Annotated in this window: 20 protein-coding genes and 3 pseudogenes; 1 reads left to right on the forward strand and 22 read right to left on the reverse strand. The window is 46.6% G+C overall.

Annotated features, from left to right (window positions below; all coding sequences use genetic code 11):
* Positions 1-3: 3 nt before the first annotated feature.
* The 14 genes and pseudogenes from rpiB to DW996_RS11950 form a co-directional block, all read right to left on the reverse strand.
* Positions 4-447 carry a ribose 5-phosphate isomerase B gene (gene rpiB / locus DW996_RS11885; protein WP_118535952.1) on the reverse strand — a complete coding sequence of 148 codons (444 nt, stop codon included), beginning with the start codon at positions 445-447 and terminating at the stop codon, positions 4-6.
* 26 nt (positions 448-473) lie between these two features.
* The gene (locus DW996_RS11890) at positions 474-1,013 is read right to left on the reverse strand and encodes an isochorismatase family protein (protein WP_118535954.1); all 540 of its coding nucleotides are present in this window, start codon (positions 1,011-1,013) and stop codon (positions 474-476) included.
* Between the two features lie 172 nt (positions 1,014-1,185).
* A complete protein-coding gene (locus DW996_RS11895; protein ID WP_118535956.1) occupies positions 1,186-1,581 on the reverse strand; it encodes a hypothetical protein in 396 nt (131 codons plus the stop codon).
* Between the two features lie 84 nt (positions 1,582-1,665).
* Positions 1,666-2,118 carry a transcriptional regulator NrdR gene (gene nrdR, locus DW996_RS11900; protein WP_118281844.1) on the reverse strand — a complete coding sequence of 151 codons (453 nt, stop codon included), beginning with the start codon at positions 2,116-2,118 and terminating at the stop codon, positions 1,666-1,668.
* Positions 2,119-2,230: 112 nt separating this feature from the next.
* Positions 2,231-2,485, reverse strand: a complete 255-nt coding sequence (locus DW996_RS11905; RefSeq protein WP_118281843.1) for a YlmC/YmxH family sporulation protein — start codon at positions 2,483-2,485, stop codon at positions 2,231-2,233.
* A 65-nt stretch (positions 2,486-2,550) separates the two neighbouring features.
* Entirely contained in the window at positions 2,551-3,648 is a 1,098-nt protein-coding gene (gene ychF, locus DW996_RS11910; protein WP_118281842.1) for a redox-regulated ATPase YchF, read from the reverse strand.
* A 390-nt stretch (positions 3,649-4,038) separates the two neighbouring features.
* Positions 4,039-5,529, reverse strand: coding sequence for a methyl-accepting chemotaxis protein (locus tag DW996_RS11915; protein WP_118535958.1), 1,491 nt, complete (start codon positions 5,527-5,529; stop codon positions 4,039-4,041).
* A 100-nt stretch (positions 5,530-5,629) separates the two neighbouring features.
* A complete protein-coding gene (locus DW996_RS11920; RefSeq protein WP_118535960.1) occupies positions 5,630-6,463 on the reverse strand; it encodes a TrmH family RNA methyltransferase in 834 nt (277 codons plus the stop codon).
* Positions 6,411-6,752, reverse strand: a pseudogene (locus DW996_RS13675) (fumarate hydratase C-terminal domain-containing protein); the annotation flags it as partial. The pseudogene DW996_RS13675 and the gene DW996_RS11920, both read right to left, overlap by 53 nt.
* A gap of 68 nt (positions 6,753-6,820) precedes the next feature.
* Positions 6,821-7,465 (reverse strand): DUF624 domain-containing protein, encoded by a 645-nt coding sequence (locus tag DW996_RS11930; protein ID WP_118535962.1) that lies wholly within the window; start codon positions 7,463-7,465, stop codon positions 6,821-6,823.
* A 5-nt stretch (positions 7,466-7,470) separates the two neighbouring features.
* The gene (locus DW996_RS11935) at positions 7,471-8,343 is read right to left on the reverse strand and encodes a carbohydrate ABC transporter permease (RefSeq protein ID WP_118281839.1); all 873 of its coding nucleotides are present in this window, start codon (positions 8,341-8,343) and stop codon (positions 7,471-7,473) included.
* Complete coding sequence (locus tag DW996_RS11940; RefSeq protein WP_118281838.1) at positions 8,333-9,325, reverse strand: carbohydrate ABC transporter permease; 993 nt, start codon at positions 9,323-9,325, stop codon at positions 8,333-8,335. Before DW996_RS11940 ends, DW996_RS11935 begins: the two co-directional genes overlap by 11 nt.
* 66 nt (positions 9,326-9,391) lie before the next feature.
* Complete coding sequence (locus tag DW996_RS11945) at positions 9,392-10,786, reverse strand: hypothetical protein (protein ID WP_118535964.1); 1,395 nt, start codon at positions 10,784-10,786, stop codon at positions 9,392-9,394.
* Between the two features lie 80 nt (positions 10,787-10,866).
* On the reverse strand, positions 10,867-11,886 hold the full coding sequence (locus DW996_RS11950) for a LacI family DNA-binding transcriptional regulator (protein WP_118535966.1): 1,020 nt from the start codon (positions 11,884-11,886) through the stop codon (positions 10,867-10,869).
* Positions 11,887-12,297: 411 nt separating this feature from the next.
* Here DW996_RS11950 and DW996_RS11955 point away from each other — a divergent pair.
* Positions 12,298-14,732, forward strand: a pseudogene (locus tag DW996_RS11955) (GH36-type glycosyl hydrolase domain-containing protein).
* Between the two features lie 119 nt (positions 14,733-14,851).
* Here the strand turns inward: DW996_RS11955 and DW996_RS11960 are convergent.
* The 8 genes and pseudogenes from DW996_RS11960 to DW996_RS11995 all read right to left on the reverse strand — a co-directional run bounded on the left by DW996_RS11960 (position 14,852) and on the right by DW996_RS11995 (position 22,890).
* Entirely contained in the window at positions 14,852-15,508 is a 657-nt protein-coding gene (locus DW996_RS11960) for a thiamine diphosphokinase (protein WP_118535968.1), read from the reverse strand.
* Between the two features lie 66 nt (positions 15,509-15,574).
* Entirely contained in the window at positions 15,575-16,222 is a 648-nt protein-coding gene (gene rpe, locus DW996_RS11965) for a ribulose-phosphate 3-epimerase (RefSeq protein ID WP_118281833.1), read from the reverse strand.
* Positions 16,223-16,256: 34 nt separating this feature from the next.
* A pseudogene (rsgA, locus tag DW996_RS11970) lies at positions 16,257-17,134 on the reverse strand (ribosome small subunit-dependent GTPase A).
* Between the two features lie 7 nt (positions 17,135-17,141).
* The gene (gene pknB / locus DW996_RS11975) at positions 17,142-19,100 is read right to left on the reverse strand and encodes a Stk1 family PASTA domain-containing Ser/Thr kinase (RefSeq protein WP_118535970.1); all 1,959 of its coding nucleotides are present in this window, start codon (positions 19,098-19,100) and stop codon (positions 17,142-17,144) included.
* A gap of 2 nt (positions 19,101-19,102) precedes the next feature.
* Positions 19,103-19,840, reverse strand: coding sequence for a Stp1/IreP family PP2C-type Ser/Thr phosphatase (locus DW996_RS11980; RefSeq protein WP_118535972.1), 738 nt, complete (start codon positions 19,838-19,840; stop codon positions 19,103-19,105).
* A gap of 14 nt (positions 19,841-19,854) precedes the next feature.
* On the reverse strand, positions 19,855-20,895 hold the full coding sequence (gene rlmN, locus DW996_RS11985) for a 23S rRNA (adenine(2503)-C(2))-methyltransferase RlmN (RefSeq protein WP_118535974.1): 1,041 nt from the start codon (positions 20,893-20,895) through the stop codon (positions 19,855-19,857).
* Positions 20,896-20,903: 8 nt separating this feature from the next.
* On the reverse strand, positions 20,904-22,184 hold the full coding sequence (rsmB, locus tag DW996_RS11990) for a 16S rRNA (cytosine(967)-C(5))-methyltransferase RsmB (RefSeq protein WP_118535976.1): 1,281 nt from the start codon (positions 22,182-22,184) through the stop codon (positions 20,904-20,906).
* The gene (locus DW996_RS11995; RefSeq protein ID WP_178010095.1) at positions 22,177-22,890 is read right to left on the reverse strand and encodes a zinc metallopeptidase; all 714 of its coding nucleotides are present in this window, start codon (positions 22,888-22,890) and stop codon (positions 22,177-22,179) included. Before DW996_RS11995 ends, rsmB begins: the two co-directional genes overlap by 8 nt.
* Between the last annotated feature and the right edge of the window lie 4 nt (positions 22,891-22,894).

Raw genomic sequence — 22,894 nt, forward strand, 5'->3', positions numbered from 1 at the left:
TCCTTATCTTTTATTCTCGATATCGTGGATCATAGCGATACGCTTTTCATGGCGTCCGCCCTGAAACTCTGCATCTAAATATGTTTTGACAATATCTTTTGCCACTTCGATACCAACGATGCGGGCACCAAAAGCAATGATATTAGCATTGTTGTGTTCTTTTACCAGACGGGCTGTTGTCGTATCGGAACATACTGCTGCACGCACGCCCGGCACCTTATTGGCTGCAATGGAAATCCCAACACCGGTACCGCAAATAAGTACGCCACATTCCACCTGACCGGATACAACAGCGCGTCCCACGGCTTCTCCATATACCGGATAATCGCAACTTTCCTCCTTGGAGATACCAAAGTCTACAACCTCGTGTCCCAATTCCTCCAAGTATGCCTTGATCTCATTTTTCATAGCAACTGCTGCATGATCGTTTCCAATTCCTATTTTCATTTCTTTTCTCCATTCATCATTTCTTTTTATTTTACTAAGGCAGAGATCGTCTTAAATGCAGGATGCTTGGAAGATCCTGCCAATTCGTAAAGGATGGCTTCTGCGCTCGTGATGATCGCACCTTCCTGCTTTGCTCTCTCATAGGCAAATGCCAGATCTCTGTCGCTTCTGCTGGCTACACAGTCTGCCACCAGAATGGTCTGATAGCCTGCTGCCTGCAGATCCATCAAAGATTGTAAGACACAGATATGCGCCTCGATACCGCACAGGATGACATTCTTTTTGCCATGCGGGATGGCCTGTCGGACGCTCTCATTGTCATATACGCTGAAAGTATTCTTGTCGATCGCCTCTGTCACACCCATGGCATCTGTGATCACCGGGATATTATTGCCCAGTCCCTTGGCATACTGTGTGGTAAGGATCATTGGTACTTCCAGTGCCTTCAAGCCGCCCAGTAAGATCTGGCTCTTGCGGAGCAGTTCCTCCTGCCCGCTCATTGCCGGCAAGATCTTTTCCTGATAATCAATGACGATCGCAAATGTATCTTCTGCCTTTATTCTCATCTTCTTATACCTCTTTCTGTTGTTGAAAAATATACCAATTTAATTATAGGCAAATTACCTGTAAAAGACAATGTTTTCCCGCATGAAAAAATGAGTAAAAGGGAATTTTCCATAAAACAAAAAGAGATCCTCATCCACAAATGAGAATCTCTATGTAATCTGTCTTTCTGTCCTAGAGTGAGAAGTCTTCTGCGCCGCGCATAGATGGTGTCTGGGATGCTTCCACTGCCAGATCCTGACCTACAAAGTACTGATACTGATGGATCAATTCATCCTTTTGCATATCAGAGACTGCCTTTGCCACATCCAATGATCGGATATCGCTGTCAGCGCCCTTGAGATCATAGGTTGCCTTCGGCTCGTACTGGCTGGCATAGTCGTATGCTCCAAAGGTCTGTCTGCTTCTGGCTGATGCATCCTGCTGTGTGCCTGCCTCGGCGACATTGCCGGATACCTTGGTCGTACCATCTATATAAATAGACTGGGATGCGACCGGTACACTCTCGACTTGCTTTATGCTGTTATAATCATAAAATCCAACGGCTGGTCGGATACCTGATATATTCATCTTATACTCCTAATTTCGCTCTCACGAAAACTTCTTGTTCCTTACACAAAATATATCGGATCATGTAAAAAAATCTTAACCCTTTTATTTGTCTAACATTTTCTTTAATTCACTCATAAATGTATTGACATCTTTAAACTCACGGTAAACAGAGGCAAATCTGACATAAGCAACATCATCCAGATCCTTGATCTTATCCATAACGATCTCGCCAATCTCGTCACTCGGGATCTCCTTTTCCTCTCTGGAGAAAATCTCTGTTTCCACTTCATCGATCAGTTTGTTGATGTCGTTGGCAGAAATCGGACGCTTATGGCAGGCTCTGAGCACACCGGCCTCGATCTTGGCACGATCATACTGCTCACGGTTGTTGTCTTTCTTGATCACGATCAAAGGGATCGTCTCTACCTTTTCATAGGTCGTAAAACGCTTGCCACATTCATCACACATACGACGGCGGCGGATAGAATTGTTGTCATCTGCCGGTCTGGAATCAATTACTCTGGTATTCTCACTACTACAAAAAGGACACTTCATGCCTTCCCTCCATTTCTTAGCGAATCCGCTTCGCCTAAACCACAATATATAGATTTATATTACACGGATTTTGTATGAATTGTCAAGCAATTCGCACTATTTTCGACATGTCTTATGGTTTGTGCATGACTTCCTTTTCATTGACATCCACCAGGATCATATCCGAGCCGATACGGCAGACCTGGCACCAGGGGATCCAGTATTCACACTCATGTAAAAAGAAGCCGCAGATCTTTCCTTTGGATGGTACGATCAGGGTGCAGATACAGCCTCTTTTTTCATCGATCTCCAGATCCATCACACGTCCCAGGCATTTGGCTGTGCATACATTGATCACATCTTTTGTCTGTAATTCACACAAAAGCATGGCAGTCCACCACAAAATAAGGCTTTCTACAGTATATGTAGAAGTTGATAAGTCACACCTTGAAATTATACATTGAAGCGGAAAAGGATCACATCGCCATCCTGTACGACATATTCCTTGCCCTCTACACGCACCAGACCCTTTTCCTTGGCTGCTGCAGTGCTGCCGCAATCTAAAAGATCCTGGAAGTTTACGACCTCAGCCTTGATAAAGCCACGCTCAAAGTCGGTATGGATCTTTCCTGCTGCCTGCGGAGCCTTGGTTCCCTTGGTGATGGTCCATGCACGTGTCTCATCCTCGCCGGAAGTCAGATAAGAGATCAAGCCCAATAAAGAATAACTAGCCTTGATCAGTTTATCCAGACCGGATTCCTTCATGCCGAGTTCCTCTAAGAACATCGCTTTTTCGTCATCATCCAGTTCTGCGATCTCCTGCTCGATCTCCGCACAGATCACAAAGACTTCACTTCCTTCTTTTGCCGCGAACTCACGAACGGCTGCAACACCTGCGTTGTCTGCGCCGTCGTTTGCCACCTCATCCTCGGATACATTGGCAGCATAGATGACCGGCTTTGCAGTAAGAAGTCCATACTCCTTGAAGTAGGCTTCCTCATCCTCATCCAGAAGTTCAAAAGTGCGAGCAGAATTACCTGCTTCCATATGCTCTTTCAGACGTTCCTGCATAGCGGCTTCCTTTTGTAAAGACTTGTCCATACGGGCAGCCTTGGAAGTCTTTGCATATCTTCTCTCCAAAATCTCCAAATCGGAGAAAAGAAGTTCCAGATTGATGGTCTCAATATCACGGAGCGGATCAATGCTTCCATCCACATGCACGATATTGGTATCTTCAAAGCAACGTACTACATGTACGATCGCATCACATTCACGGATGTTGGCAAGGAACTGGTTGCCAAGTCCCTCTCCCTTGCTGGCTCCCTTTACAAGGCCCGCAATATCGACAAATTCAATAACAGCCGGTGTCACCTTTTTTGATTGGTAAAGATCTGCCAGTTTTTTCAGTCTCTCATCCGGCACACTGACCACGCCCACATTTGGGTCAATCGTTGCGAATGGGTAGTTGGCTGCAAGTGCGCCTGCCTTGGTCAGCGAATTAAATAAAGTAGACTTGCCTACGTTCGGCAGTCCGACGATTCCTAGTTTCATAATTTATATTTCTCCTTTGAAAAGTATTGATTTTATTAAAATCTTTTCCGTTGTCATGCTTCTTAAAAGCCCTGATACAGCAATATTTAGTCTATCACATTTAGGGAGGAATGTACATTTCTTTCTTTTTTTTGGGGGAGGGAGGATATCATTTACGCTACTACATTAGCATTTATCTGGTCGATAATCTTCTTGATTCCCATCCATACTGTCAGATCAGTAAATATCTCTACCATACACAGTAGGCGGTTAGATTTCCAAGTCCAATTTCGTCATTTTACCAAAAATGACGAAATAAAATTCATAATGACGCAATTGAAAAAAGGACCAACTCTCGCCGGTCCAAATCTTCTTTCACATTCCTAATCTATTAGCCTGTTGTTACCTATTTTACAAATATTTATCCAACTGATGTGACACATCCAATACACCTGTCAGTTGATTCTTCGCGCTCTCCGCATTTTCCATATTGGCATTGGAAAGTTCAGCTGCCTGGTTGGAAGATGCGGTCACTTCCTCGGTCGTTGCTGATAGGTTGGTAATGTTATCTACGATCTGATTGTTGGCTTCGGAAAGTCTGCTCAGACGATCATCGATATTTTCGATATGGGTAATCAATTCTGTCACATTATCATTCATCGCCTCAAAACTCTCGGATGCTTCTGTGATCATGACGTCCTGTGCATCCGTTGCGCTAACAGACTGGGAAACCGCATTGGCTGCCCGGGTCGCATTCTCTGTCAGATCATCAGAGATCTTGCTGATCTCTTCTGTCTCCTGCTTGGTACGCTCTGCCAACTGGCGGATCTCATCCGCAACCACAGCAAATCCCCTGCCAGCCTCACCGGCTCTGGCACTCTCAATGGAGGCATTCAATGCCAAAAGATTGGTCTGGGAAGAAATTCCAAGAATAGTATCCGCGATATTTCGTACTTCTTCCGTCTTGGCCTGTAAGGCTTCCATCGCCTTTGCCACATCCTGATTCGTATTGGAGATTACCTGAGACTGCTCCTTCAAGCGATTCATCACATCCATAGACTGCCGGTTGATCTGATCGGACTGTTTGGCGATCTCTACCATAGTCTCAGAACTTGTCAAAGTATCTTCTATCGACTGCTGGATATTGGCAGTCATGGTCGTCTGTGTCTGGATATTTTCTGCGGTCGACAAGGTACTTTCCGAAATATTCTTCATTGCACCGTTTACGACCTCGGAAGAACCATTGAGGTCATTGACGATATCCATGGCACTTTCCGTACCCTTGCGCACCTCAGTAGCCACGCCAATCACATCGTCAAGCATGGTCTGCATCTTGGTATTCTTTTCATGTACTTCGCCTAAAGTATCTTTATTAAACTGCTCCGCAATGCTGGTAACGCAATAAAGCAATACCAAAAGTACCAGACAGATCACCAGGACAAAGATCTGATTTAAGGCAGAATCCCCCTCAAGATTGATATGCTGTACGATCTTGGCCGTAGTCACGAGCACTTCCATAACTGCATAAGCAATCCCACTGATGAGTGAAAACTTCTTGTCAAAGAAAAGCACGCATCCTACCAAAGGGAAGATTCCAAGCAACTGGATAAATCCCTGTGTAAAGGCAAATCCTGTCACATAGCAGACAACAAGCAAAAATGGCAATGCCATCATTTTTAATTTCTGGGATGTCAAAAACTTTCTGGACAGTAAAAAGATGGCAATACAGGATACCAAAACAATACCGGAAACCATCATGGTCAGCCCCTTAGAGCGGATGCCTACGAAATAGCATGCCCACATAATGATCATTAAGATTGCGTAAAAAATAAGATATCCGGATACCAAAAAGCGATTGGCTCTCTTTAACTGTTCTTCTTGATCTGCATATTTAAATCCCATAAAGCAACAAATCCTTTCCTATATACAAAATGTCTCAAATTTCCATACATTGCTATTGTACGAAAATCTGCGTCATTTTTCCACCACTTTTTGTCGAAATTTATACATTTTTTTGATCCGCACCGGTTTTTCCCAGTTCCCAGAAAGCCACTGCACTGGCTGCCGCCACGTTTAAGGAGTCCACGCCATGCATCATGGGAATGCAGACCGTGTAGTCACAATCAGCGATCGTTTCCTTTGCCAGCCCATCGCCTTCCCTTCCCAGCACCACTGCCAGACGTTCTTCCGCAAGCAGTTTTGGATCATCCACGGCATAAGAATCCTCTTTTAATGCCATGGCGACTGTCTTATAACCCATCTGCTGCAACAGATGCCCCGTCTCTTCATACCACGCCTCTTTGGAAAGATAGGTCCAAGGAATCTGAAAGACCGTTCCCATGCTGACCCGGCAGGCTCTGCGATACAAAGGATCTGCACAGCCATGGGTCAAAAGGATGCCATCCATGCCAAGGGCTGCCGCCGACCGGAAGATGGCGCCGACATTGGTCGGATTGACGACTTCTTCTAAAATGGCGATACGTCTTTTCCCCTGACAGATGCTCTCCACCGTCGGCATGGGCTTGCGCCGCATGGCACACAGCATACCCCGTGCCAACTGAAAACCGGTGATCTGTGTCAGCACAGAAAGGTCTGCCACATAGATCGGGATATCGCCCACTTTTTTCAGGACTTCCCCTGCTTTTTTCTCCACCTGTCTTTTTTCCATCAAAATAGAAATCGGCTCATAGCCGGCCTCTAAAGCACGCAGGATCACATTGGGGCTCTCCGCGATAAAAAGACCCGGATCCGGCTCAAAATAATGTAATAATTGTGCTTCCTTCTTATCTATATACATATCCAGTTGTGGAATATGCAGGTCTGTGATCTCGATCATACGCTCTCCTTGCCATAAGGGACGTTCCTTTTGCCACAAGGAGTGTCCCCTTGGTTCTGTTTTTTCTTCCTCTAAGATAAACGAAAAGATGAGATTTGTAAAACAGAAAAACTCCTGTGCACACCTGCACAAGAGTCTTTCCTTTACCGACAATAACACGCACGCCTGTCTCTTTGACAAATTCGTACTCGAATTTTTCCATACGCATAGAGGTGGTCGGTCCAACCGATACCATTTCGTATTTTTCATCACCCAGCGGACGGATGATCGGACCTGCATGCAGGATACCGTCTTCTCTTTCACGCCCCTTCGTACTTCCAAATTTATTGACTTTGCTTCCGGTTACGACATCACACCTTATCTGCCAACGCTGTGAACTTCCAGAGTCTCTTCCCGGCAAAGTGTATGATCCCAAATCAGATGAGAGAGCCAAAGCTGCAGTGCCACGCCAAAGAAAACAATGATATAGCCGACCAGGCTGGTAAAGACCGGTCTAAAATAACATAAAATGACAGGGCTGCCCCAGATACACCAGAGCAAAAGGGTCGCCGGCAGTTTGCCAAAAGCAAACAAAAAAGCATTGGTCAGATGCCCTTTGACCCGGTTGTCATAGTTTGCTACCAGTGGGAAAATCCAAAAGAGCATACTGACTGCCACAAAGAAAAGCATGCCGCCAAAGAATAAAAAGAACATATTGACAGGCTCTGCGATCCTGATGGCATAATATATATCCCCAGCGCCCAAGACCATGACGCTAGCAAGGACCAGCCACGCACCGGTCGCCTGCTTAACGTCAGCGGCAAAGGCATGGAAAAACTCTAAAGTCAAAATACCGCCCTCCGGCTCTTTCATTTTTTTCATACAACGTGCCCCGGCGCTGAGCGATGCCCCGATCGTCACGATCGGGATACAGCCCAAAAGCACGAGAAAATTGAGCAGCACAAACTGCCCAATCTTTCCCAAGATCCATATAATTTTGTTCTCAGATGTAAAATTCAACATTTCTTTTACCCCTTTACGCCACCGAGTGATACGCCCTCCACGATAAATCTGGATAAGAGGAAGTACATCACAAGCATTGGCAAGATTGTAATGGAGAGTCCCAAGAATACAACACCATAGTCGGTACGGAAGGATTCGCTTGTCAGCATCTGCACAAACATGGTCAGTGTCTTTTTCTCAGAACTGCTGATGATCAGTGTCGGCATGAACAGATTGTTCCAACTAGCCACAAACTGGAAGATCGCTTGTGTTGCGATCGCCGGTTTCATCAAAGGTACGACGATCGTGTTAAAGATACGGATCTCACCGCAACCGTCGATGCGGGCCGCCTCTACCAGTTCCGGGGAAAGCGCTCCCTCCATGTACTGCTTCATAAAGAATACGACCGCCGGAGTAGTAATACCCGGGATGATCAGCGGCCAATATGTATCCAGCAGATTCAGTTTCATCATGAACTGGTAGAAACCAATGGCAAAAACCTGCGTCGGCACCATCATGACACCCATGATAAATGCCCATGCTGCTTTGCGACCTTTAAAGGAGTAGTTGTGGATGCCGTATGCTGTCATAGAAGAAAAATATACGGACAATACGGTAAATGGAACAGCCACCTTAAAGGAATTGAACATGCTTTGTAAGACTGTAACACCAAGACCCTGTTGGGATTTGTCGAAATTTGCGATATTGTTTTTTAAATTTGATCCAAAGAGAAGTGATATACCGCTCTGTACCTGGGTCGACGTGCGTGTTGCATTGACGAACATCAGATAAAATGGGATCAAACTGATCAGACAAAGCAGGATCATAATGATGTTCCGAAAGATCTTCTGCCTGCGTACGGCTTTTGTCTTATTTTGCAATGGCTGATTACTTTCCATGACGCTTGCCCCCTTTCTTCTTTTTTCCGCCTCCGCCATATGCATCGGATGTCTGCATGACGCGGAAGAAGATCAAACTAATGATCAGGGTACAGATAAAGAGAAGTACGGATACTGCCGCCGCCCTTCCGGTATCTGTATTGTGCAGTCTCATAATGTACATGGTCACAGTTGTTGAAGTATCGTTTGGTCCTCCCACATAGCCTGTGCCCTGCCCTACATTAAAGAGTGCCGGAATATCGAATAACTGAAGTCCACCGATGGCTGATGTCACAAGTACATACAACATGACCGGCTTTAACAGCGGAAGGGTAATCGAAAAGAACTGCTGTCTGCCTGTCGCCCCATCCAACTCGGCGGCTTCGTAAATATCAGGACTGATACCTATGATACCTGCAATCAGAAGTAACATAGTATTGCCATACCACATCCAGACCTGGATCATGGAAATGGATATGCCGGTTCCCCACTTGCTCATCATAATATCCGCATTTTGTGAGATCCAACCCAGACTGCGCAGTGTCGACATGATCGGACCATACTTGCTTAAGAGGGCACAAAAGAGAAGGGAAATAGATGCCGCTGTAATAATATTCGGCATGTAAAGAACAACCTTGTAAAAGCCTCTTGCCTTTAATTTTGCACGATTATTGGTCAGCCATGCGGCTGCCAAAAGGCTCAGTAAGATCTGGGGTACAAAGTTTAACAACCACAGACGAAGCGTATTGCCCAGGTATTTTAGGAAATATCCCTGTTCACCATCTGCAATACCCAGCACATTCAGATAATTCTGAAGTCCTGTAAAAGTGATCGTTGTCCGCAGATTTCTGGTGGTGTACTCAAACATGCTGTAATAGAAGGTATTGATCAGCGGCCACAGGGAGAAAACCAGATATACGATAAAGAACGGTGCAATAAAGAGATAACCATACTTCCCATAACTGACCGTCTTTGGTTTTGTTTCTTTTTTTCCTGCTTTCATATGGTTTTCACCTCATTTAAAATGATTGCCCGGAGCCCAAGTCCTGCTCCGGGCAAAGGATTTTTATTACTCTACTTTCAAATAAGAATATGTGTCATGTACGGCTGCCTTGAAGTCCTTGATGGCAGTGTCCTTATCAGATTCGCCGGTCGCATATGCGGTAACTGCTGCCGGGAACAGGGTCTCATTGATCGTCATATCTTCTGCTGTAACCAAAGATACATCTACATTCTGTCCTCTTGTCGAGAAGAATTCCGGAATGTTCTGGTCGCCGTAAAGGCTAAAGGTAGAAGCACCCTTTAAATTGTTTGCTACGATATCAGAGATAGCCTTCTGGTTGTTTACAAAGTCACCATTTGCTTCATAAATGCTTGTCATGAAGTCCTTGTCACAAGTGCAGGACTTGATGATCTCTGCTGCAACGTCTGTATCAGCACATTTTGCGGTTGCTGCAAGTCCGGTACCGCCCCAATAGAACTGAACCGGTGCGTCTACAAGGATGGTGTTCTTATCCCATGTATCAGTCAGGCTCCAATAGGTGTACCATGGGCATCCTGCAAATGCGATACATGCTTCTGACTTCTCGCCATCGCCATCTTTTAATGCTGCCCAGTCTGTCCCCCACATAGTAGTATTAAAGGTAAGATCTTCATCATATAAGGTCTTTGAGTATTCCATGTATTCTTCCATGGCAGGATCCATCTGGATCACATCATTGTCATCATACCAGCCAACGGTACGAGCACCATTTAAGAAGATGTACTTCAGATCATCATAGCCGGAGAAGAGTTTTACTTTTCCGCCGGAAGCATCATTGACTTTTCTTGCTGCTTCTAAGATAGAATCCCAACTAGAGAAGGTCTTCTCAAGTTCTGCCTGATCGGTCGTTCCCAAGTACTTTTCTGCAAGATCAGCACGGATCTGGATACATCCAGGTGTTGCCTGCCAGAAAGAAGCCTTCTGAACGCCATCCTTGTCAGAACCAAGTTCGATATTGTAAGAGAACTGGTCTGCTGTATCAGCATCTGTGATGCCGAGATCCTTAAGGCTCATCAGATAATCAGACTGCACATATTTCTGCACATAACCAACTTCCAAAAGCATCATGTCAGGATAAAGTTCGTTGCTCGGATCGTCTAACAAAGCATCGATCTTGTCCTGATAGTAACTGGAACCACCGCAGTTTACAAATACCAGTCTATCCTTGAGATCCGGGTATTTTTCTACTAAAAGGTCCTGCAAAGTCGTAAAATCTGTGTTCCACGCCCAGACAACAAAAGCATCTTTTGCACTCGGATCACCTGTGATCTCATTATCCGGAATGGCATCCTCATCGGAATCACTCTCCGTGTTTGCATCACTGTTTGCCTGATCGTCGTTCCCCCCAGAACTTCCACAGGCTGCCAACGAAAACGTCATGGCAAATGCCAACAACATCGCTAACACTTTTCTCTTTTTCATTTCGTTTTCCTCCTTTTTAAATACATTACATATAAATATTTATTGCTAACCACAGTAGTCATCGCCACTGTAATTGTGCACTAGGTATGATTGATGTCCCTTACGGACTGTCCTTTTTCCACATAGCCTTCGACAATGTATGGACGGATCAGCGTCGTCTTTGGTTCCTCGATCAGACTGATCAACTGCTCTGCTGCCAACCGTCCAATGCTGTCCGTGTCCTGCTTTAAGGTCGTCAACTGCGGCTCCAACTGATAGGCGATCCGTATACCGTCATAACCGGCTACGGAAATGTCCTGTGGGATCTTGAGTCCAGCCTGTCGGATTGCCTTGATACCGCCGAAACTGGCGAAATCATCCTGATATAAGATGCAGGTCGGTCGATCCTCCAATGCCAGAAGTTCTCTGGTTCTTTCATATGCCTCATCCGCGTTGCGGTATGCCGCTTCCTTGATGTAAGCATCCGGGATGGATAAGCCCTTTTGCTCCCCCATCCGGTAAAAGGTAGATAAGCGGCTCTGGGTAACTGCGGAATCTGCGCCATGGATATAAGCGATCTTCCGATGTCCTCTTTCATATACATAGGAAAAGAGGTCTTCCATGCCCTTTGCATTGTCCGACATGATGGCGATGCGATTGTGGAAAAGGTGATCGATCGTCACTACCGGAATGTTGCTTTTTACAAGTTCTATCACTTCCGGGTCGTTAAAATCGATACAGGCGATCACCACGCCATCAAATCCACGGTATCTGGCATGTTCCAGATAGGTCATGCGGTTGGGACGGGTCTTGCAACAGTTGATAAAAGTCATATCATAGCCCTGCTGCTCCGCTGTCTGCTTGAAACTGTCAAGCACATGTGAAAAGTAATTGTGTGTCAAACCGCTACGTGCTTCATCGACAAACAAAACACCGATATTATAAGTACGATTTGTCTTGAGTGCCTTTGCCGCAGAGTTTGGAAAATATCCCATGTCTTTTGCCACCTGCCGAATCCGTTCCTTTGTCTCAGCACTGATATCATTGTGATCGTTGAGTGCCTTGCTGACGGTTGCCACGGAAACCTGACAAGCCTTTGCAATATCCTTGAGTGATACCATCCTTTCTCCTCTCGACTTTGTAATTTGTTTTGAAGAAAAATTTCTTAATCGTTTTCGTAAGTTGAATGTACATCAATTTGATATGGTCTGCAAGCCTTTTTTGATGTTTTCACCTATTTTTGGCAAGGTTTCACAGTTTAAGGACTTTTGTTTTGCCCATTTTTACGAAACTACATTTTCGTAATTATTTTATATAAGGAAAGCCCATAAAAAGCCTGTGGTTTTCGTAGTATTTTCGTTGATTTCCTGTTGATTTTCCAAGTTTTATACATTATAATCTGACTCAAGAATAAATATTCCATTATTTTCAGTCTCTTAATCGTTTTCAGTATGGTGCAGCGCTTACCAGGTATTTCTTAAATTCTTTGCACCACCTTCATTCAATTTTATAGTTAAAAATCGGAGGTTATTATGAAATTTGGTTACTTTGATGATCAACATAAGGAATATGTGATCACTACACCGAAAACACCACTTCCCTGGATCAATTATCTGGGAAACCGGGAATTTTTCTCCCTCATATCCAATACCTGCGGCGGCTATACCTTTTATCGGGATGCCAGACTCCTGCGCCTGACTCGCTACCGCTATAACGACGTACCTTGCGATACTAACGGCAAATACTTTTATATCAAAGATGGGGACTGCATCTGGAATCCAGGCTGGCAGCCGACCAAGACGGACCTAGATTTTTACGAATGTTGCCACGGCCTGGGCTATAGCCGTTTTACCGGGAAAAAGAAGAACCTGCAGGCATCGGTTCTCTTCTTTATTCCTTTGGAAGATAACTGTGAGATCCAGTGGCTGCATTTAAAAAATGATGGCGATGCGCCTAAGACTTTTTCCCTCTTTTCTTATGTGGAATGGTGTCTTTGGAATGCGGATGACGATATGAAGAACTTCCAGAGAAATTTGAGTATCGGCGAAGTCGAGATTGAAGATTCGGTCATCTACCATAAGACCGAGTACCGCGAGCGCCGCGATCACTTTGCTTTTTATGGGGTCAATGCACCGATCGACGGATTTGATACCAGCCGGGATGCCTTTCTTGGTGCTTACCGGGGCAATGACCATCCACAAGTTGTAGAAAAAGGCGCCTGCTCCAATTCCGTAGCAAGCGGCTGGTCTCCGATTGCCTGCCACCAGATCGATCTGACCCTTGCTCCGGGTCAGGAAAAATCGCTGATCTTTGTTCTGGGCTATGCCGAAAATCCCCTTGCGGAGAAATGGTCTGCGCCCGGCATCATCAATAAGAAACCGGCGAAAGAGATCCTTGCCAAATACCAGACCGATGCACAGGTGGAGCAGGCTCTATCCGCCCTGGCTGCCTATTGGGAAGACCTGCTATCCAAATATCATGTCATATCTTCCAATGAAAAAGTCGATCGCATGGTCAATATCTGGAACCAGTATCAGTGTATGGTGACCTTTAATATGTCACGCTCTGCCTCCTACTACGAATCCGGTATCGGACGCGGTATGGGCTTCCGCGATTCCTGTCAGGATCTGCTTGGTTTTGTCCATCTCATACCGGAGCGTGCCAGAGAGCGTATCTTAGACATTGCCGCAACACAATTTATCGACGGCAGTGCCTACCACCAGTATCAGCCGCTGACCAAAAAAGGAAATTCCGATATTGGCAGTGGTTTTAATGATGATCCCCTCTGGCTGATCGCTGGAACAGATGCCTATATCCGCGAGACAGGCGATTTTTCCATCTTAGACGAAGCCGTGCCATTTGATAATGATGTCAGTCTTGCCGCGCCACTCATGGAACATCTGCACCGGTCTTTTGACTATATCGTAAACCATAAGGGTCCTCACGGACTGCCTCTGATCGGGCGTGCCGACTGGAACGATTGCCTGAATTTAAACTGCTTTTCCGCACATCCGGGTGAATCCTTCCAGACCTTTGGTCCAAGTGAGGGACCGGTAGCGGAATCTGTCTTTATTGCAGCCATGTTTGTCAAATACGGAAATGCCTATGCCAAGTTATGCCGGCTGACCGGGAATACGTCCGAGGCCACGCGGGCAGAGAAAGAAGTTGCCAAGATCTATGATGCCATCTTAAAGGATGGCTGGGATGGCAAATGGTTCCTGCGTGCCTATGATGCCCACGGGCAGAAGGTCGGCTCCCATGAATGTGAGGAAGGACAGATCTATATCGAGACACAGGGCTTCTGTCCACTCGCCGGTGTCGGCGTCAAGGAAGGTCTTGCCAAAGAAGCGCTGGATTCTGTCAAGGAACGACTGGACACCAAATACGGTATCGTCCTGCTCCAGCCTGCCTACACCAGATATCATCTGGAACTGGGCGAGATCACTTCTTATCCACCGGGATATAAGGAAAATGCGGGTATTTTCTGTCATAACAACCCATGGGTTTCCATTTCCGAGACCGTGATCGGCAGGGGCGACCGTGCTTTTGAGATCTACCAAAAGACCTGCCCTGCCTATGTGGAGGAATTCAGTGAGATACACCGGACAGAGCCTTATGTTTACTCACAGATGATCGCCGGACGCGATGCCGCCTTCTTTGGAGAAGCAAAGAACAGTTGGCTGACCGGAACGGCTGCCTGGACTTTTGTCAACATATCCCAACATATCTTAGGGCTTCTGCCAACCCATGAGGCTTATCGGTAAATCCGTGTATTCCGCATGATTTTGGGGATTTTGAACTAACGAGAAAGTTCCGTGAAGGAACCTACCATATTCAGGTGAGAAATCCGAAACAGGTAGAAAAAGGTGTGGTCAGTCTGCGTGTCGATGGACAGGAATTTGCAGGCAATGTCATTCCTTATGTAAGAGGTAAAAAAGAATATCAGGTCGAGGTCACACTCGGCTGACGTCAGGGACGTTCCTTTTGCCATAAGGAGCGTCCCTTTTGGCTTTCTGAGACAGGCGCAGATAAGGACAAATGGGCAGGCACCTATCCGTTTGTCCTTATCTGTGCCTGTCTCCGTGCTCAATCCTTGGACTCAATCACAATCAGCGTTCCATCCTCCACCGTGATCACGGCTTCCTCGTCCACGATCTCATTACTGATGCCTAAGGATGTAAACGGCTGCAGATCTACATGATCCAGCGGATAGAATACGCCGCTCTCGCTTACACCTCTTGCAACGCCGCAAAAAGAAACCACGGATACATATTTTCCATACTGTTCTTCCTTTTTGATCCGGCACTCCTTCTGGATCAGACGGATCCGGTTATGTTCATCCAAAAGAAAAATATGGCGATCCTGTACAAAGCCCTGTCCTAAAATGGCAATATTGCCAAGCACATGATCCAGTCTGGTTCCGGTTCCTCCCAAAAGAAAGATATCACCCTTTGTCTTTTCAAACGCCAGATGCAGCGCCGCTTCCGAATCTGTATCATCCTTTATGGGATTGAGTTTTGTTACATTGCGACGGTCTGCCAGAAAGGCATCCTTGACCTGCTCATCCAGTGAATCAAAATCTCCTATGACATAGTCCGGCTCAATCTGCAATTTCATGCAGGCTTCCAGACCTCTGTCCGCAGCGATGATCGTAGCCCCCGCATATTCTTTTATGACATTTTCCAAAAAAGGCAGGGATAAATTACCCCCTGCCAAAATCAGTGTTACTTCTTCGTTTTTCATGCTGTAACCTCTATACTACCAAGCCATTCGGGACACTCCATAAGCCAAAAGGAACGTCCCTGTGGTCTACATATGCGTCAAAAATGCTTCTACATTGGCTGCTGCATCCCCGGAAAATACGGCACTGCCAGCCACAATGATGTTGGCACCGGCAATAAGTGCCTGATCGACATTATCCAAGGTAATGCCACCATCCACCTCAATGTCAAGTTTGATGCCACGCTCTCCTAAGATGCGACGCAGTTCTGTCACCTTCTCCAGGGTATATGGGATCAGTTTCTGTCCGCCATAGCCCGGATTTACCGTCATGATCAGAACCATATCTACCTGATCTATGACATGGCGCAAAACCTCGATCGGTGTTGCCGGATTGATCGCAACGCCTGCCATGGTCCCCAGTTCCTTGATATGCGCTACCGTACGATCCAAATGGCGGCAGGCCTCCGCATGCACCGTAATGATATCGGCTCCTGCCTTGGCAAAATCCTCCACATAGCGATCAGGTTCTTCGATCATCAGGTGCACATCTAAAATGCGGTCTGTGTATTTACGCAAAGACTTGACCACCGGTGCGCCAAGTGTGATGTTTGGCACAAACATACCATCCATGACATCAATGTGGATATACTGTGCTCCCGCCTCATCAATTCTCTCTATCTCCTCTGCCAATTTACCATAATCTGCAGATAAAATCGAAGGTGACAAACAATTCATGATTCTCTCCTGTTTACTCTGTTTCCGCCAGGCACTAATATTTTCTTGCCTGAACGAGTTCTTCATACAATAACTTGTAATTGTCATAGCGGCTCTGCGCGATCTGCCTGCGTGCTACCGCCTCTTTGATCCCGCAATCCGGCTCTCCTATATGGGCGCAGCCTGAAAACGACATTCCGGTTCATGTGGCACAAATTCGGGGAAACATTCCCATAGCCCCCCTGCCTCGATCTCCGGTACATACATGGAACTAAAGCCCGGTGTATCCATGATAAAGGAATCCCCGCCAATGGGGATCAGTTCACTGTGTCTGGTCGTGTGTTTTCCACGCCCGATCTTCTGGCTGATGGCACCGGTCTCCATCAGGGTATGATCCTGCAATCCATTGATCAGCGACGACTTGCCAACACCGGACGGTCCTGCCACCGTAGTCGTCTTGCCCTGCAAGAGTGTCCTGATCTCCTCTCTGCCCTCCCCGGTGATCGCCTGGGTAAAATGTACCGGATAGCCTGCCAGTTCATAGGTCTCCTTTAAGACCTGCTTGTCCGCCCGGCTTCCCAGATCTTCTTTGTTAAAGCAGATCTGCACCGGCACATCCTGATAAGCCATCATGACCAAAAAGCGGTCCAAAAGGTTGAGATTGGGTTTTGGAGAATCGGTCGCAAAAATAACAAGTGCCTGATCGACATTGGCAACTGCCGGACGGATCAGGGCATTTTTGCGCGGTAAGATCCTGACTACATTTCCCAGATGTTCTGCCTCATCCAGCACATCGATTTCTACCTGATCGCCAACCAGAGGCTTTAACCCTTGTTTTCGGAAGGCACCTTTTGCCTTACATTCATAAATTCCGGATCCTGCTACGAAAACGTAGTAGAATCCGGAAATTCCTTTTACTATCCTGCCTGTCATACTTTCCTTACTGCTTTGTAAATGTGACTGTCTTGGTCTCGCTCACACCGTCTCCGGTAATCTCGATCGTACCGGAAGAAGTCGCGATATCCTTAGCACTAATATTGAGTGACTGTTTTGCCTGCAGATCCCATGACGCAATGGCAACGCCTTCCGCATCCTTTAAGACAACGGATACCGGTACATCATGTGTATTGCTGACGCTGCCGGAATAACTGTAATACTCCGGTTTTTTGCCGTCACTGATAACCAGATCAACTGAGGTTCCGGCATCTACCGTCTTGCCCTGTGTAATACCCTGACGGATAACTCTGCCTGCCGCATAATTATCACTGTATTCGGTTGTCACATTTCCAACCTGTAAGCCGACACTTGCAAGTTCATTGGCTGCTTCCTGCTGTGTCTTATTGGTCAGGGACGGTACCTGTACGGACTGGATGCCTGCACTGACAACGATCGTCACAGTATCACCCTTTTTACCAACACCGGTCGGTGTCTGGCTGATAACCTGCCCCTCTGCTACATCAGAACTGTATTCAAAGGTACGGTTTGCCTTAAATCCTTTATCTTTTAAGGTCTGAATGGCTGCATCGCCGTTCATGCCTACCACGCTTGGTATTTCAAGATCTCCCTCTTTGCAAACGGTGATCTTGACCTTTTCTGTAGTAGAGACCTTGTCGCCCTCATCAGCACTCTGCTTGATGACTTCGCCTTCCTCTGCATCGTCGGAAGACTCATAAACGATCTCGTAAGAAATGCCTGCCTTCTTTAAGGCTGCAACTGCCTCATCCTCGGTCATGCCCAAAACATCGATCATTTCTACCTGCTCTGCCTGTGTCTTGCTGTCCTTATCGCTGTCGCTCTTCTTGGTTCCAAAATGGAAAAGTCCAAAGAAACTGCCCACAATATAGATCACAATGGCAATGATGATAACGGCTGCCGCAATTCCCATAATGGTGATCGCCTTATCGAGTTTTGGATTGACCGGACCATCTTCTTCCTCGTCTTCCTCATCCTCTAAAAGTTCGTCCTCATCGGCTTCCTCGCCCTCGGCAAGTCCTTCCCGGATCTGCTCCTGCTCCTCCGGTGAGATCACGCGGGTCTTTTCCACATCATCTGCGGAACCAATCGTCACAAAATCCTCATTCGGGCTGACAAGTGCTTTTTTCAGATCCAAAAGGAGATCCTCGATCGTAGCGTATCTGCGATCCGGGCTCTTCATGGTACATTTTAAAATGATCTTTTCTAAACTGATCGGCAGTTCCGGTGCATATGCACTCGGTGCGACCATTTCTTCCTGTAAATGCTGCAAGGCTACGGCAACGGTGGTATCTCCGTCAAACGGTACACGTCCGGTCACCATTTCATACATAACGATACCCAGAGAATAGATGTCGCTCTTGCCGTCCACATAACCATTTCTCGCCTGCTCCGGTGATGCATAATGCACAGATCCCATCACATCCGCATGAATGGTGTTGGAAGTGGTGGCCCTCGCGATACCAAAATCAGTAACCTTGACCTTACCTTCCGTGGAGATAATGATATTCTGTGGCTTGATATCCCTATGGATAATGCCCTTATTGTGGGCTGCCTCAATACCGCGACCTACCTGAATGGCGATGCTGATCGCCTCTTTAAAATTGAGTTGTCCCTTTTTCTCGATATAGGTCTTTAGGGTGATACCCTCGACATATTCCATAACGATATAGTACATGCCATTTTCACTGCCGACATCATAAATGTTGACAATATTGGCATGTTCCAATCCTGCCGCTGACTGTGCTTCTGAGCGGAACTTTGTCACAAAGGTAACATCCTCTGCGAACTCCTGCTTGAGTACTTTTACTGCTACTTCTCTACCTAAGATATGATCCTTTGCCTTATAGACATCGGACATGCCGCCGGTACCGATTTTATCTAAGATCTCATAACGATCTGCTATATAATTTCCTTTTGTCAACATTTTTACACCTCATCAGAAAATGGTTCTATTACTATTACCGTAATGTTATCTTTACCACCATGATCGTTCGCCAGATCGACCAATTTTGCTACTTTATCTGCCACCTGACCGGATCCCGCCAAGACCTCTTCGATCTCGCTCTCCTCGACCATAGATGTCAGTCCATCCGTACACATAAGTACCAGATCTCCAGCCTGCAGGGTCTCATCAAAGAAATCAACACGAACCTCTGCCTCCGCGCCAACTGCTCTTGTGATCAGATTGCGCTTTGGATGGCTTCTGGCTTCTTCCTTTGGCATCTCGCCCTTGCGCACCATCTCTCCGACCACGGAATGATCCTGCGTGATCTGGCTCAACTGTCCGTCCCTATATACATAAAGCCTGCTGTCACCAACATTTGCCACACAAAGATGATCTTCCAAAAGCGTTGCTACAACCATGGTCGTACCCATGCCATATTTGTCCTCATCCTGTGTCGCTTCCTCGTATATGCTCTTGTTTGCTGCTGTAATTCCCTGATTGATAATCTGAACCGGTTCAGATCCCGTATCGGACGCGATCTCACGTTTTGCCAGTGCGATTGCCTGGCTGGATGCGTATTCTCCTGCCTTGTGACCGCCCATTCCATCGGCGACCACAAAGAGATTCGGTAAAGAGCCAATGGTCTCTTCCGTGGCAAACACTGCATCCTGATTTTGCGAACGCATATGTCCAATATCCGTCAAAACAGAATAGTTCATGTATTTTACCTTTCTTATGTCTCGGAAATATGTCTATGTCTTAATTGTCCACAGGCTCCATCAATATCTCTGCCCATTTCCCTTCTAATAGTAACATTTTTCCCGTATATTTCAAGTTTGTTTTTAAAGGTCTCGATCGCCCGCTTGCCCGACTGCACATAGTCCCGCTCCTTGATCGGGTTGACCGGGATCAGATTGATATGGCAGTTGATCCCCTCTGTCAGCGCACACAACTCCGCAGCATCTTCCTCGCTGTCATTGACACCACCCACCAGGCTGTACTCAAAGGTCACGCGTCGCCCGGTCTTTTCAAAATAGTAGCGGCAGGCATCCACCGCCTCATGGATATCGTATTTATTGGCAACCGGCATGAGTTCCAGACGCTTTTTCTGGTTTGGTGCATGCAGAGATAATGCCAGTGTGATCTGCAGACCTTCCTCCGCCAGACGGCGCATATTTGGCACGATGCCACAGGTAGAGACCGTGATATTGCGCTGACTTAGATTTTTACCATGTTTATCGGTCAGCAGATGGATAAAACGTATGAGGTTGTCGTAATTATCCATAGGTTCTCCGGTCCCCATCACAACGATATTAGAAACCTTTTCCCCTGTATCCCGCTCAATGGCATAGATCTGATCTAGGATCTCCGATGGTGTCAGGTTTCTGACCAGCCCATCCAGAGTCGATGCACAAAAGCGGCAGCCCATGCGACAGCCCACCTGTGAGGAAACACAGACCGAATTTCCATGGTGATAGCGCATCAGAACGCTTTCTACCATATTGCCGTCCGCTAGAGCAAAGAGATACTTGCGCGTACCGTCTTCCCTTGAAATCTGACAATCGATCTGTTCCAATGCCGTATAGGTCGTCTGCTCTTTTAAAACTTCCCGGAATTTCTTTGGCAGATTTGTCATCTCATCATAAGATGCCACATTATGTACATGCATCCATTCATACAACTGTTTGCCGCGGAATTTCTTTTCTCCCAGTTCTTCTGCAAAGGTCAAGACTTCCTCATATGATAAAGACTTGATATCTCTTTTTTCTTCCATCTTTCTTCCTATCTCTTTTTCATCTTTGCCAAAAAGAAACCGTCCTGCTTACCTGCTTTTGGCAAAAACTGTTTTTCTGTTTCCAAAGAAAAGTCCGGGTGCTTCTCTAAAAACCATGTCACATTATCCTCGTTTTCCTGAGACGAGATCGTACAGGTCGAATACATAAGCGTCCCGCCTGCCTTGACATAAGCGCAGACCACATCTAGGATCTGACGCTGCAATATCGCCAGTTCCTTCTGGGTCTCTTTTGTCATGTGGTACTTGATGTCCGGCTTTTTTGCCACAACACCAAGCCCGGAGCAAGGCGCATCGCAGATCACGACATCCGCCTGCCCGATGGATTCTTCGTTTAAGATGGTCGCATCCCATTTTTCTGCCCGAATATTGGCAAGCCCCATACGCCTGATATTTTCTTCCAAAAGGGAAACCTTGTGATCCGAAAGATCCCTTGCTTCCACAAGTCCCGTGCCCGCCAAAAGTTCTGCCGCGTGCAGACTCTTACCACCGGGTGCCGCACAGACATCGATCACATGATCCCCTTGCTGAATACCGGCACTGTGTGCCACCATCATAGAGGAAAAATCCTGGATATAAAAATCTCCGGCAAGAAATTCCGGGATACCGCGCAGATAGTCATAGCCACTGATATAAAGGGCATATGGGATCTCCTCGCAAGGCTCTACCGTGATCCCCTGCGCCCGCAGATTTTTTGTCAACTCTTCCACAGAGATATTGCCGGTATTGACACGGATACAGGTTTTCTTTTCCTCTAACAATTCCTCTAGGATCTGCTTTGTGGTCTCCCCGCCAAACTGTTCTTCCCACGCATCAATGATCCATTGTGGCATGGAATAGGCTTCTGAAAGATCCTTGTAAGTGATGCTATCCTTGTTTCTTGAAATATTGCGCAACACACCATTGACAAAACCGGAAAGTCCGCCCAGTCCGTGATTTTTCACGATACGGACGGCTTCGTTGCAGACCGCCGCATCCGGCACACCATCCATAAAAACGATCTGGTAGACACTGCTGCGAAGGACTGTCCGGATGAGCGGTTTCATCTTTGGCACTTTAGGCTTTTTTACAAACTGTCCTAGAATGGCATCGATCTGTAAAAGCCGCTCAATGGTCCCCTGCGTCACACGCGTGATAAAAGCACGCTGCTGTTTAGACAGATATTGATATTTTTCCAAGGTCGCCCCCAGTACCAGATGGGAATATTTTCCTTCTTCCAGTACTTCTTCTAAGATGGCGACAATGATTTCTCTTTGATTTGGATCAGTCATCGCGTCTATTTCCTCCAAACAGGAGCAGGAGTCGTAAGAGTTGCAGGATTGCTGCTGCTGCACTTGCAACGTAGGTCAGTGCTGCTGCTTTTAAGACCTTTTTCGTTCCTTTGAGTTCCTCATGGGATAACATGCCTGTATCATTTAAAAAGCGAAGTGCTCTCGCAGACGCATTAAATTCGACCGGAAGTGTCACCAACTGGAACAAAACTGCCAGAGAAAATGCGATTACGCCTGCCATGATCAGGGTCTGCCCCATACGGCTGTTAAAGAGCAGTCCGATGATGATAAGTGGCCAGGACAGGGTGGATCCTAAATTTGCTACCGGGACAATGGCACTGCGCAAAGTCAATGGAAAGTAGTTGCGCTGGTGCTGGATGGCATGCCCGCACTCATGCGCCGCCACGCCGATGGCTGCCACACTGGTAGAATTATAGACCGGATCGGATAAGTTCAAGGTCTTGTTGCGCGGATCGTAATGATCCGTCAGATTGCCGGATACATGCTGCACCGTCACATCATAAATACCGGATCTGCGAAGCATGTGCTCTGCCGCCTGTGCGCCCGTCATACCGGAGGCACTGCGCACGCGGTTGTATCTGTTGAAGGTTCCTTTGACCCGCGCTGATGCGATCAGGCAGATGATGGCGCCGATGACGACCAGGTAATAGGTCGGGTCCCAGTAAAATCCATAATATCCGTACATAATT

The sequence above is a fragment of the Roseburia sp. AM51-8 genome, from assembly GCF_003478275.1.
Classification (GTDB): domain Bacteria; phylum Bacillota; class Clostridia; order Lachnospirales; family Lachnospiraceae; genus Pararoseburia; species Pararoseburia lenta.